General features: G+C 57.3%; 13 protein-coding genes. All 13 read left to right on the top strand.

Annotated elements, in window-relative coordinates; translation table 11 throughout:
* Nucleotides 1-89 precede the first annotated feature (89 nt).
* The 13 genes from NTD85_RS14820 to NTD85_RS14760 all read left to right on the top strand — a co-directional run bounded on the left by NTD85_RS14820 (nucleotide 90) and on the right by NTD85_RS14760 (nucleotide 12,817).
* A complete protein-coding gene (locus NTD85_RS14820; protein WP_186531261.1) occupies nucleotides 90-497 on the top strand; it encodes a F0F1 ATP synthase subunit I in 408 nt (135 codons plus the stop codon).
* A 16-nt stretch (nucleotides 498-513) separates the two neighbouring features.
* Nucleotides 514-1,383, top strand: coding sequence for a F0F1 ATP synthase subunit A (gene atpB, locus NTD85_RS14815; RefSeq protein WP_003229782.1), 870 nt, complete (start codon nucleotides 514-516; stop codon nucleotides 1,381-1,383).
* 133 nt (nucleotides 1,384-1,516) lie between these two features.
* Nucleotides 1,517-1,774 carry a F0F1 ATP synthase subunit C gene (atpE, locus tag NTD85_RS14810; RefSeq protein ID WP_003097235.1) on the top strand — a complete coding sequence of 86 codons (258 nt, stop codon included), beginning with the start codon at nucleotides 1,517-1,519 and terminating at the stop codon, nucleotides 1,772-1,774.
* Between the two features lie 59 nt (nucleotides 1,775-1,833).
* On the top strand, nucleotides 1,834-2,304 hold the full coding sequence (locus NTD85_RS14805; RefSeq protein ID WP_003229781.1) for a F0F1 ATP synthase subunit B: 471 nt from the start codon (nucleotides 1,834-1,836) through the stop codon (nucleotides 2,302-2,304).
* A gap of 12 nt (nucleotides 2,305-2,316) precedes the next feature.
* Entirely contained in the window at nucleotides 2,317-2,853 is a 537-nt protein-coding gene (locus tag NTD85_RS14800; protein ID WP_007911956.1) for a F0F1 ATP synthase subunit delta, read from the top strand.
* Between the two features lie 21 nt (nucleotides 2,854-2,874).
* Nucleotides 2,875-4,419, top strand: coding sequence for a F0F1 ATP synthase subunit alpha (atpA, locus tag NTD85_RS14795; protein ID WP_103302851.1), 1,545 nt, complete (start codon nucleotides 2,875-2,877; stop codon nucleotides 4,417-4,419).
* Between the two features lie 50 nt (nucleotides 4,420-4,469).
* Entirely contained in the window at nucleotides 4,470-5,330 is an 861-nt protein-coding gene (gene atpG / locus NTD85_RS14790; RefSeq protein WP_127649500.1) for a F0F1 ATP synthase subunit gamma, read from the top strand.
* A gap of 27 nt (nucleotides 5,331-5,357) precedes the next feature.
* A complete protein-coding gene (gene atpD / locus NTD85_RS14785; protein WP_262142524.1) occupies nucleotides 5,358-6,737 on the top strand; it encodes a F0F1 ATP synthase subunit beta in 1,380 nt (459 codons plus the stop codon).
* Between the two features lie 45 nt (nucleotides 6,738-6,782).
* On the top strand, nucleotides 6,783-7,208 hold the full coding sequence (locus NTD85_RS14780; protein ID WP_003229772.1) for a F0F1 ATP synthase subunit epsilon: 426 nt from the start codon (nucleotides 6,783-6,785) through the stop codon (nucleotides 7,206-7,208).
* Between the two features lie 117 nt (nucleotides 7,209-7,325).
* Nucleotides 7,326-8,693, top strand: coding sequence for a bifunctional UDP-N-acetylglucosamine diphosphorylase/glucosamine-1-phosphate N-acetyltransferase GlmU (gene glmU, locus NTD85_RS14775; protein ID WP_262142523.1), 1,368 nt, complete (start codon nucleotides 7,326-7,328; stop codon nucleotides 8,691-8,693).
* A 228-nt stretch (nucleotides 8,694-8,921) separates the two neighbouring features.
* Nucleotides 8,922-9,698: a DeoR/GlpR family DNA-binding transcription regulator gene (locus NTD85_RS14770; RefSeq protein ID WP_045122690.1), complete on the top strand. Its 777-nt coding sequence runs from the start codon at nucleotides 8,922-8,924 to the stop codon at nucleotides 9,696-9,698.
* Nucleotides 9,699-9,700: 2 nt separating this feature from the next.
* On the top strand, nucleotides 9,701-11,533 hold the full coding sequence (gene glmS / locus NTD85_RS14765; RefSeq protein WP_262142522.1) for a glutamine--fructose-6-phosphate transaminase (isomerizing): 1,833 nt from the start codon (nucleotides 9,701-9,703) through the stop codon (nucleotides 11,531-11,533).
* A 333-nt stretch (nucleotides 11,534-11,866) separates the two neighbouring features.
* Entirely contained in the window at nucleotides 11,867-12,817 is a 951-nt protein-coding gene (locus NTD85_RS14760) for an SIR2 family NAD-dependent protein deacylase (RefSeq protein ID WP_262142521.1), read from the top strand.
* The last annotated feature ends 61 nt before the right edge of the window (nucleotides 12,818-12,878 follow it).

Genomic DNA, 12,878 nt, shown 5'->3' with positions numbered 1-12,878 from the left:
AACCGCCCCTATACTCTGCGCGCATTTTGTCGGCACAAATTATGCCAAGTTATTGAATTTCGGCAGCCGACCATTGGAGAGCAATCGTGATGGAAACCCGCAAGCCAAACCGCCTGCCGTTCCATCGCCTGGCGGTTTTTCCGGTGTTGATGGCTCAATTTGTCGTTTTGCTCATTGCCGCTTTGGCGCTCTGGCAATGGCACGGAGTCGTTGCCGGATACTCGGGACTTTGCGGAGGCCTGATAGCCTTGCTGCCCAATGTTTATTTCGCTCACAAGGCATTTCGGTTTTCCGGCGCCCGAGCAGCCCAGTCCATCGTCCGGTCATTTTATGCCGGCGAGGCAGGCAAACTGATTTTGACGGCAGTGCTGTTTGCACTGGTGTTTGCAGGTGTGAAGCCATTGGCGCCGATCGCAGTATTCGGCGCTTTCGTGCTGACTCAGTCGGTCAGCTGGTTCGCTCCCCTGCTGATGAGAACAAGACTTTCGAGACCTTAGGGCGTTTGAGGCAACCATGGCAGAAACAACCGCTTCGGGCTATATCCAGCACCACTTGCAGAACCTGACCTTCGGTCAGCTACCTAACGGCGGCTGGGGCTTTGCCCACACCGCAGCAGAAGCCAAGGAAATGGGCTTCTGGGCTTTCCACGTCGATACCCTCGGCTGGTCGGTCGCGCTGGGTCTGATCTTCGTTCTTCTTTTCCGCATGGCGGCAAAGAAAGCGACTTCGGGTCAGCCAGGTGCTTTGCAGAACTTCGTTGAAGTATTGGTCGAATTCGTCGATGGCAGCGTGAAAGACAGCTTCCATGGCCGTAGCCCGGTGATCGCACCGCTGGCACTGACCATCTTCGTCTGGGTGTTCCTGATGAACGCCGTCGACCTGGTACCGGTCGACTGGATTCCTCAGTTGGCCATCCTGATCACCGGCGACCACCACATCCCGTTCCGCGCCGTGTCGACTACCGACCCGAACGCGACCCTGGGCATGGCGTTCTCGGTTTTCGCACTGATCATTTTCTATAGCATCAAGGTCAAGGGCATCGGCGGCTTCATCGGCGAACTGACCCTGCACCCGTTCGGCAGCAAGAACATCTTCGTTCAGGCCCTGCTGATCCCGGTGAACTTCCTGCTGGAATTCGTGACTCTGATCGCCAAACCGATCTCTCTGGCTCTGCGTCTGTTCGGCAACATGTATGCCGGCGAGCTGGTGTTCATTCTGATCGCTGTGATGTTCGGCAGCGGCCTGCTCTGGCTGAGCGGCCTGGGCGTTGTTCTGCAGTGGGCGTGGGCGGTGTTCCACATCCTGATCATCACCCTGCAGGCGTTCATCTTCATGATGCTGACCATCGTCTACCTGTCGATGGCGCACGAAGAAAACCATTAAGAGCAGCCTCGGCTGATCTGATGTCCCTCCCGGTCAAACGGGAGGGGGCTCTTAAACGGGCCTCTGAAACGATTTGTTTTACCGCTTTAATCTAAAAAACCTAAACCATACGACGTAAAAGTCGGGAGGAAAGATGGAAACTGTAGTTGGTCTAACCGCTATCGCTGTTGCACTGTTGATCGGCCTGGGCGCACTGGGTACCGCAATTGGTTTCGGCCTGCTGGGCGGCAAGTTCCTGGAAGGCGCAGCGCGTCAGCCAGAAATGGTTCCAATGCTGCAAGTTAAAATGTTCATCGTTGCCGGTCTGCTCGACGCCGTAACCATGATCGGTGTTGGTATCGCTCTGTTCTTCACCTTTGCGAACCCGTTCGTTGGTCAGATCGCTGGCTGATTACCCGGATTCTTCCGAGTAATTTGGTGTGATGGACAACGTAACTGCGAGGTGTTGGCGTGAACATTAATGCGACCCTGATTGGCCAGTCCGTTGCGTTCCTGATTTTTGTACTGTTCTGCATGAAGTATGTATGGCCTCCGGTCATCGCTGCTCTGCACGAACGTCAAAAGAAGATCGCTGATGGTCTGGACGCTGCCAGCCGTGCAGCTCGCGACCTGGAGTTGGCCCAAGAGAAAGCGGGTCAGCAACTGCGCGAAGCGAAAGCTCAGGCAGCTGAAATCATCGAGCAAGCCAAGAAACGCGGTAACCAGATTGTCGAAGAGGCTGTTGAAAAAGCCCGTGTCGACGCTGACCGTGTGAAGGTTCAGGCTCAAGCCGAGATCGAACAGGAACTGAACAGTGTCAAAGACAAGCTGCGCGCCCAAGTGGGCTTGCTGGCTGTCGGCGGCGCCGAGAAGATCCTGGGTGCCACAATCGATCAAAACGCGCACGCAGAGCTGGTTAACCAACTGGCTGCTGAAATCTAAGCGAGGGCGATCATGGCAGAACTGACCACGTTGGCCCGACCTTACGCTAAGGCGGCCTTCGAGCACGCTCAGGCCCACCAGCAACTGGCCAATTGGTCAGCCATGCTCGGCCTGGCTGCAGCGGTGTCACAAGATGACACCATGCAGCGCGTGCTCAAGGCCCCGCGACTGACGAGCGCAGAGAAGGCCGCCACGTTCATTGACGTGTGCGGCGACAAGTTTGATGCCAAGGCACAGAACTTCATCAATGTCGTTGCCGAAAACGACCGTCTCCCGCTTCTGCCGGAGATCGCCGCTCTGTTCGACCTGTACAAGGCCGAACAAGAGAAATCGGTAGACGTTGAAGTGACCAGTGCTTTTGCATTGAACCAAGAACAGCAAGACAAACTCGCCAAGGTTCTCAGTGCACGACTCAACCGGGAAGTGCGCCTGCAAGTTGCGGAGGATGCTGCCCTTATAGGTGGTGTCGTAATCCGCGCCGGCGACCTGGTTATCGATGGCTCGATTCGCGGCAAAATCGCGAAACTTGCCGAAGCATTGAAATCTTGAGTTTGAAGGGGCAGCAGAGCAATGCAGCAACTCAATCCTTCCGAAATAAGTGAAATTATCAAGGGCCGCATCGACAAGCTCGATGTGACCTCCCAAGCCCGTAACGAAGGCACTGTCGTCAGCGTATCTGACGGCATCGTGCGGATTCACGGTCTGGCCGACGTCATGTACGGCGAGATGATCGAGTTTCCGGGCGGCGTCTACGGTATGGCCCTCAACCTGGAGCAAGACTCCGTAGGTGCCGTTGTACTGGGCTCCTACCAGTCTCTGGCTGAAGGCATGAGCGCCAAGTGCACCGGCCGCATCCTCGAAGTTCCGGTTGGCAAGGAACTGCTGGGTCGCGTAGTCGACGCACTGGGTAACCCTGTTGACGGCAAAGGTCCACTGGGCAACACCGAGACCGACGCGGTCGAGAAAGTTGCACCGGGCGTGATCTGGCGTAAGTCGGTAGACCAGCCTGTACAGACTGGCTACAAGGCTGTCGATGCCATGATCCCTGTCGGCCGTGGCCAGCGTGAGCTGATCATCGGTGACCGTCAGATCGGTAAAACCGCTCTGGCGATCGACGCGATCATCAACCAGAAAGACAGCGGCATTTTCTGCGTCTACGTAGCCATCGGTCAGAAGCAATCGACCATCGCCAACGTGGTTCGCAAGCTGGAAGAAAACGGCGCCCTGGCCAACACGATCATCGTGGCTGCCAGTGCTTCGGAATCTCCTGCGCTGCAATTCCTGGCACCGTACTCCGGTTGCACCATGGGTGAATTCTTCCGCGACCGCGGTGAAGACGCGCTGATCGTTTATGACGATCTGTCCAAGCAGGCAGTGGCTTACCGCCAGATTTCCCTGCTGCTGCGCCGTCCACCAGGCCGTGAAGCTTACCCAGGCGACGTGTTCTATCTCCACTCCCGTCTGCTGGAGCGCGCATCCCGCGTTTCGGAAGAGTACGTAGAGAAGTTCACCAACGGCGCAGTGACCGGCAAAACCGGTTCCCTGACCGCACTGCCGATCATCGAAACCCAGGCTGGCGACGTTTCCGCGTTCGTTCCGACCAACGTGATTTCCATCACCGACGGTCAGATCTTCCTGGAATCGGCCATGTTCAACTCGGGCATCCGCCCTGCAGTGAACGCCGGTGTTTCGGTATCCCGTGTGGGTGGTGCCGCTCAGACCAAGATCATCAAGAAGCTGTCCGGTGGTATCCGTACCGCTCTGGCTCAGTACCGTGAACTGGCGGCATTCGCCCAGTTCGCTTCTGACCTGGACGAAGCGACCCGTAAGCAACTTGAGCATGGTCAGCGCGTTACCGAGCTGATGAAGCAGAAGCAATACGCACCAATGTCGATCGCTGACATGGCGCTGTCGCTGTATGCCGCTGAGCGTGGGTTCCTGACTGACATTGAAATCGCCAAGATCGGCAGCTTCGAACAAGCGCTGATTGCTTTCTTCAACCGCGATCACGCCGATTTGATGGCCAAGATCAACGTTAAAGGTGACTTCAATGACGAAATCGACGCTGGCATGAAAGCCGGTATCGAGAAGTTCAAGGCCACCCAAACCTGGTAAGCCGCAGCGGGAGCCGCGAGGCTCCCGCTTGCTAACCTGATAGGTGTTACATGGCAGGCGCAAAAGAGATTCGCAGTAAGATTGCGAGCATCAAAAGCACGCAAAAAATTACCAGCGCCATGGAAAAAGTGGCGGTCAGCAAAATGCGCAAGGCACAAATGCGCATGGCTGCTAGCCGTCCTTATGCGGAACGTATCCGCCAGGTAATTGGGCATCTGGCCAACGCCAACCCGGAATACCGCCACCCGTTCATGATCGACCGCGAAGTAAAGCGTGCAGGTTATGTCGTAGTGAGCAGTGACCGTGGTCTGTGCGGCGGCTTGAACACCAACCTGTTCAAGGCCCTGGTCAAGGACATGGCGGTAAACCGCGAAAACGGCGTCGAGATTGATCTGTGTGTCGTTGGTAGCAAGGGTGCGGCCTTTTTCCGTAACTTCGGCGGTAACGTCGTTGCAGCTATCAGCCACCTGGGTGAAGAGCCGTCGATCAATGATCTGATCGGCAGCGTCAAGGTGATGCTGGATGCCTACCTGGACGGCCGTATTGATCGCCTGTCCGTGGTGTCCAACAAGTTCATCAACACCATGACGCAACAGCCTACCGTGGAGCAGTTGATTCCACTGGTGGCAACCCCGGATCAGGATCTCAAGCACCACTGGGACTATCTCTACGAACCGGACGCCAAAGAGCTGCTTGACGGCTTGATGGTCCGTTACGTCGAGTCGCAGGTCTACCAGGCGGTGGTCGAGAACAACGCGGCTGAACAAGCTGCGCGGATGATCGCGATGAAGAACGCTACCGACAACGCCGGTGATTTGATCAGCGATTTGCAGCTGATCTACAACAAGGCGCGTCAGGCTGCGATCACCCAAGAGATCTCGGAAATCGTCGGCGGCGCTGCCGCGGTTTAACGGTTCAAATATTCAGAGGATCCAGCTATGAGTAGCGGACGTATCGTTCAAATCATCGGCGCCGTTATCGACGTGGAATTTCCACGCGACAGCGTACCGAGCATCTACAACGCGCTGAAAGTAGTGAGCGCGGCCGAAACCACTCTGGAAGTTCAGCAACAGCTGGGCGACGGCGTGGTTCGCACCATTGCGATGGGTTCCACCGAGGGCTTGAAGCGCGGTCTGGAAGTTACCGATTCTGGCGCAGCCATCTCCGTACCGGTCGGTAAAGCGACCCTGGGCCGGATCATGGACGTCCTGGGTAACCCGATCGACGAAGCTGGTCCGATCGACACCGAAGAGCGTTGGGGCATTCACCGTCCAGCGCCTTCGTTCGCTGAACAGGCAGGCGGCAACGACCTGCTGGAAACCGGCATCAAGGTTATCGACCTGGTTTGCCCGTTCGCCAAGGGCGGTAAAGTCGGTCTGTTCGGTGGTGCCGGTGTAGGCAAAACCGTAAACATGATGGAACTGATCCGTAACATCGCCATCGAGCACAGCGGTTATTCCGTGTTCGCCGGTGTGGGTGAGCGTACTCGTGAGGGTAACGACTTCTACCACGAGATGAAGGACTCCAACGTTCTGGACAAAGTGGCACTGGTTTACGGTCAGATGAACGAGCCGCCGGGAAACCGTCTGCGCGTAGCTCTGACCGGCCTGACCATGGCCGAGAAGTTCCGTGACGAAGGTAACGACGTTCTGTTGTTCGTCGACAACATCTACCGTTACACCCTGGCCGGTACTGAAGTATCCGCACTGCTGGGCCGTATGCCTTCGGCAGTAGGTTATCAGCCGACTCTGGCTGAAGAGATGGGCGTGCTGCAAGAGCGCATCACTTCGACCAAGCAAGGTTCGATTACTTCGATCCAGGCGGTATACGTACCTGCGGACGACTTGACTGACCCGTCGCCAGCTACCACCTTCGCCCACTTGGACGCCACCGTCGTTCTGTCCCGTGACATCGCTTCCCTGGGTATCTACCCGGCGGTAGACCCACTGGACTCGACTTCGCGTCAGCTGGATCCGAACGTGATCGGCAACGAGCACTACGAAACCGCTCGCGGTGTTCAGTACGTGCTGCAGCGCTACAAAGAGCTGAAGGACATCATTGCGATCCTGGGTATGGACGAGCTGTCGGAAGCCGACAAGCAGTTGGTAAACCGTGCTCGTAAGATCCAGCGCTTCTTGTCGCAGCCGTTCTTCGTGGCTGAAGTCTTCACCGGTGCTTCGGGTAAATACGTTTCCCTGAAAGACACCATTGCTGGCTTCAAAGGCATCCTCAACGGTGACTACGACCACCTGCCAGAACAAGCGTTCTACATGGTTGGCGGCATCGAAGAAGCGATCGAGAAAGCCAAGAAACTGTAATCCCGGCGCCCGGCAACGGGCGCTAATTTAGGTTGAGGCAATCAGATGGCTATGACAGTCCATTGCGATATCGTCAGCGCGGAAGGGGAAATCTTTTCCGGCCTGGTCGAGATGGTGATTGCGCACGGTGCACTGGGTGATCTTGGTATCGCTCTGGGTCACGCGCCGCTGATCACTAATCTGAAGCCAGGTCCGATCCGCCTGATCAAGCAAGGCGGGGAAACCGAGGTGTTCTACATCTCCGGTGGTTTCCTCGAGGTTCAGCCGAACATGGTCAAGGTTCTTGCCGACACTGTGCAACGTGCCGCCGACCTGGATGAAGCTCAGGCTCAAGCAGCCCTCAAGGCTGCCGAAGCTGCTCTGCACGAGAAGAGCGCAGATTTCGATTACGGAGCTGCGTCCGCACGTCTGGCCGAGGCTGCAGCTCAGCTGCGCACCGTCCAGCAGATCCGCAAGAAGTTTGGCGGTTAATCCGTCAGCCACTTGTTGTGTGATTGATAAAAAAGGGTAGCCTCGGCTACCCTTTTTTCTTTTCCGATTTTTACAACCCGGTCGCAGTTGCTGACCACCCAGGATTGGTAGCCAGTCATGTCTCTCGAAATCGTTATCCTCGCGGCCGGTCAAGGCACCCGTATGCGTTCGGCGTTGCCGAAAGTGCTGCATCCGGTCGCCGGCAATTCCATGCTTGGCCATGTTATCCACAGCGCGCGGCAGCTTGATCCGCAGCGCATTCACGTCGTGATCGGCCACGGTGCCGATGTGGTGCGCGAGCGCCTCGCGGCTGACGATCTGAATTTCGTGCTGCAGGACAAGCAATTGGGCACCGGTCATGCAACGGCTCAGGCTGTGCCGTTCATCACCGCCGATACCGTGCTGATTCTCTACGGTGATGTGCCGCTGATCGAAGTCGAAACCCTGCAGCGTCTGCTCAAGCACGTCGTACCGGGGCAGATGGGCCTGTTGACGGTAGAGCTCGAAGATCCGACCGGTTACGGCCGTATCGTGCGCGACGCGAACGGCAAGGTTGCCGCCATCGTTGAGCATAAAGATGCCAGCGAAGCTCAGCGCGCAATCACCGAAGGCAACACCGGCATCCTCGCCGTTCCGGCCAATCGTCTGGCTGACTGGATGGGCCGCCTGTCGAACAACAACGCACAGGGCGAGTACTACCTGACCGACGTGATCGAAATGGCGGTCAACGATGGCCTCGTGGTCGCCACTGAACAACCGCACGACCCGATGGAAGTGCAGGGCGCCAACGATCGCAAGCAACTCTCCGAGCTGGAGCGACACTACCAGTTGCGCGCCGGCCGCCGGCTGATGGCGCAAGGCGTGACCCTGCGTGACCCGGCGCGTTTCGATGTGCGCGGTGAAGTGACCGTTGGTCGCGATGTGCTGATTGACGTCAACGTGATTCTCGAAGGCAACGTTGTTATTGAAGACGACGTGGTGATCGGCCCGAACTGTGTAATCAAGGACAGCACCTTGCGCAAAGGCGTGGTGATCAAGGCCAACAGCCACATCGAAGGTGCGGTTCTCGGTGAAGGCAGCGATGCCGGTCCGTTCGCCCGTCTGCGCCCGGGCACAGTGCTGGAAGCACGCGCACATGTGGGTAACTTCGTCGAACTGAAAAACGCCCGCATGGGCGAGGGCGCCAAGGCCGGGCATCTGACCTACCTGGGCGATGCCGAAATTGGCGCACGCACGAATATCGGCGCGGGCACCATCACCTGCAACTACGATGGCGCCAACAAGTGGAAAACCGTGTTGGGCGAGGACGTGTTCATCGGCTCCAACAACTCGCTGGTGGCGCCTGTGGATATCTCGGCCGGTGCAACCACGGCGGCCGGTTCGACCATCACGCAGAATGTGGATAACGCCCAGTTGGCCGTTGGTCGCGCGCGGCAAAAGAATATCGATGGCTGGAAGCGGCCGGAGAAGATCAAGAATAACTGAGTTATCCACAGCTGCACTTAATGCTTGAATCCAAATGTGGGAGCGGGCTTGCTCGCGAATGCGGTGTTTCAGTTTCACATTTCAGTGACTGACCCTCCGCATTCGCGAGCAAGCCCGCTCCCACATTCGTCTGGGTCGTTTCTAAAATTTTCGATCTGTCGCTTGACGATTTATGGCCGATAGGTTTTGATTGCTTCCGTTATCTTTCGAATCGAAACTTAAGACGCCATGTCGAAACGCAACACGCCCCAACGCCGGCACAACATCCTCGCCTTGCTCAATGAGCAGGGCGAAGTCAGTGTGGATGAACTGGCCAAGCGCTTCGAAACATCGGAAGTTACGATCCGCAAGGATCTGGCCGCGCTGGAAAGCCATGGACTGTTGCTGCGCCGTTACGGCGGGGCGATCACCATGCCGCAGGAACTGGTGGCAGAACCCGGCCAGAGCGTTTCGAAATACAAACAGGCAATTGCCCGCGCTGCCGTCAAACGCATTCGCGAGCACGCCCGCATCATCATCGACAGCGGCAGCACCACCGCTGCGATGATTCCCGAGCTTGGCCTGCAGCCGGGCCTGGTGGTCATGACCAACTCCCTGCACGTTGCCAACGCCTTGAGCGAACTCGAACACGAGCCGGTGCTGCTGATGACCGGCGGCACCTGGGATCCGCATTCGGAGTCCTTCCAGGGCCAGGTCGCCGAGCAGGTACTACGCTCTTACGACTTCGACCAGTTGTTTATCGGCGCCGATGGCATCGATCTGGTGCGCGGTACCACCACGTTCAATGAACTGCTCGGTTTGAGCCGGGTGATGGCCGACGTGGCGCGGGAAGTGATCGTGATGGTCGAGGCCGACAAGATCGGCCGCAAGATTCCCAACCTGGAGCTGCCGTGGAGCAGCGTCCATACCCTCATTACCGATGATCGCCTGCCTATCGACGCACGCGATCAGATTCAGGCCCGCGGTATCACCGTGATTTGCGCGGCTGTCAGTCAGGAGAAATAAGCATGTGTGGAATTGTTGGCGCAGTTGCTGAACGTAATATCACCGCCATCCTGCTCGAAGGCCTCAAGCGCCTTGAATACCGTGGCTATGACAGTGCCGGCGTGGCGGTTTTCACTAACGATGAAAAGCTTGAGCGCATGCGCCGTCCGGGCAAGGTCAGCGAACTCGAAGCAGCGCTGGCCGCACAGCCGCTCGTTGGCCGTCTCGGTATCGCCCACACCCGTTGGGCCACCCACGGCGCACCGTGCGAGCGTAACGCGCACCCGCATTTTTCCGGCGATATCGCCGTGGTGCACAACGGCATCATCGAAAACCACGAAGCCCTGCGTGAGCAACTGAAAGCGCTGGGTTACGTGTTCACTTCGGACACCGACACCGAAGTCATCGCTCACCTGCTGAACCACAAACTCAAGGATCAGCCTGACCTGACCGTCGCGCTCAAAGCCACGGTCAAGGAACTGCACGGTGCCTACGGTCTGGCCGTGATCAATGCACAGCAACCGGATCGCCTGGTTGCCGCACGCAGTGGCAGCCCGTTGGTGATCGGCCTGGGCCTGGGCGAGAATTTCCTCGCTTCCGACCAGTTGGCCCTGCGCCAGGTCACTGACCGCTTCATGTACCTGGAAGAAGGTGATATCGCCGAAATTCGCCGCGATAGCGTGCAGATCTGGGACGTTGATGGCAAAACCGTCGAGCGCCAGACCGTGCAGTACAGTGATGGTGCCGAAGCTGCCGACAAGGGCGAGTTCCGCCACTACATGCTCAAGGAAATCCATGAGCAACCGTCTGTGGTACAGCGCACCCTCGAAGGTCGTCTGAGCCCGAACCAAGTGCTGGTTCAGGCTTTCGGTCCACAGGCTGCCGAGCTGTTCGCCAAAGTGCGCAACGTGCAGATCGTCGCCTGCGGTACCAGCTATCACGCCGGCATGGTTGCGCGTTACTGGCTCGAAGAACTGGCCGGTATTCCGTGCCAGGTCGAAGTCGCCAGCGAATTCCGCTACCGCAAGGTGGTGGTGCAGCCAGACACCCTGTTCGTGACCATCTCGCAGTCCGGCGAAACCGCCGACACCCTGGCCGCGCTGCGTAACGCCAAAGAGCTAGGCTTCCTCGCCAGCCTGGCAATCTGCAACGTCGGCATCAGCTCGCTGGTGCGTGAGTCCGACCTGACTCTGCTGACCCAGGCCGGTCGCGAAATCGGCGTGGCCTCGACCAAAGCGTTCACCACGCAACTGGTTGGCCTGTTGCTGCTGACCCTGTCTCTGGGTCAGGTGCGCGGGACCTTGGGCAAAGACGTCGAAGCCACGTTGGTGGAAGAGCTGCGTCGCTTGCCGACTCGTCTGGGCGAAGCGCTGGCGATGGACAGCACGGTGGAAAAGATCGCCGAACTGTTCGCCGAAAAGAACCACACCCTGTTCCTCGGCCGTGGCGCGCAATTCCCGGTGGCGATGGAGGGCGCCTTGAAGCTCAAGGAAATCTCCTACATCCACGCCGAAGCCTACCCGGCCGGTGAACTGAAACACGGTCCGTTGGCGCTTGTGGATAACGACATGCCGGTGGTCACCGTGGCGCCGAACAACGAACTGCTGGAGAAGCTCAAGTCCAACCTGCAGGAAGTCCGTGCCCGTGGCGGTGAACTGATCGTGTTCGCCGACGAGAAAGCCGGGATGACCAACGGCGAAGGCACCCACGTGGTGCAGATGCCGCACATCCACGACATCCTCTCGCCGATCCTCTACACCATCCCGCTGCAGTTGTTGTCCTACTACGTCGCCGTGCTCAAGGGCACCGACGTCGACCAGCCGCGCAACCTGGCGAAGTCGGTGACGGTGGAATAAGTTATCCACAGCTGATAATGACCCGTGTGTGCAATAAATAAAGGTTGTCACAAGTAAATAAACCTTGTCACAAAGAAATAAAGGTTGTCACAGCTACGGTCGCCTCCCTACGTCGGGGAAGCGGCCGCAGTTTCTAATGAGGTTCACAATCTATTTTTGGGGTTGTGCTTCCTGATGCCCAGTGCTGCGACTCGAGAGCGTGGGATCTCCCTTCCCCTATCAGCAATGCCCCTCCCAGGGTGCTGCCACGTAATTTAGGTAGTCCGGTTAGCCAACGGCGATCACAAGCTTGCTGAAGAGATTGAACTCCTAAAGAAAATTCGCCCGCACTCGGTGATCACCACCAACTACGACCAGCTTCTCGAACGATTTTTTCCTGATTACGAGCCCATCATTGGTCAGCGGATCCTCTACGCTAATCATTCGAGTATCGGTGAGATCTTCAAGATCCACGGCTGTGCCTCTCAGCCCGAAAGCATTGTGCTAACCCGGGCAGACTATGAGGAGTTTGTGAAACGTAAGAAATACCTGTCGGCGAAGCTTCTGGCGTTCTTCGCTGAGCACCCGCTGGTGTTCATCGGGTATCGAGCTGAAGATCCGAATATCAAAGCCATCCTCGCCGACATCGATGAAATCCTTTCGGAGGAAGGCAAGCTAATCCCTAACATTTACATTTTGGAGTGGGACGACCGGGACATGTCGGAAGAGTATCCGCGTCGCGAGCGTCTCATACCCGTATGCGATCACCGCAGCGTGATAATCAAAAGTATCGTTGCCAGGGATTTTAGCTGGGTCTACTCGGCGTTCAGCGCGAACGAAGCGCTGCAGAATGTGAACCCTAGACTTCTAAGGGCGTTGCTGGCACGTGCCTACCAGCTCGTGAGGACCGATATTCCTCGGAACCCGATCCAAGTGGATTACGGGGTTCTTGCGAATGTGACAGAGGCTGATGGAGAGCTGGCCAAGCTCTATGGCATTGCAGATGGTGCTGACGGGCTGGCATTCAATCTCAATTTTCCATACACGCTTACAACGGCGGGCCAGGCAATGGGTTACAAATACTGGCATGCGTGCGACCGGCTTATGACAACAATCGCGGAAACGACTGGCGTCGACATCAAGAGCTTCGACAACAAGTATCACTGCGCAATCATGAACGGCGCAGAGGTGCAGTCACATCGATACTCGGATGCACTCATAGAGCTACTGGAAAAGGTGCGATCAGGTCATGAGTACGCTGCCGAGGTGATACGGGAGGCTGAGTTGAAAGGGCACCGGCCGTAGGCAGAGTAATCCTAGACCAGCCGCATTGCGGCAGGTTTGCCTTAGATTTATCCGAGATTTC

It is taken from the genome of Pseudomonas sp. 13B_3.2_Bac1 (assembly GCF_025466205.1).
Classification (GTDB): Bacteria; Pseudomonadota; Gammaproteobacteria; order Pseudomonadales; family Pseudomonadaceae; genus Aquipseudomonas; species Aquipseudomonas fluorescens_H.
Note: the sequence above shows the minus strand (reverse complement) of the source record. Positions and strands in the feature narration are given on the sequence as shown.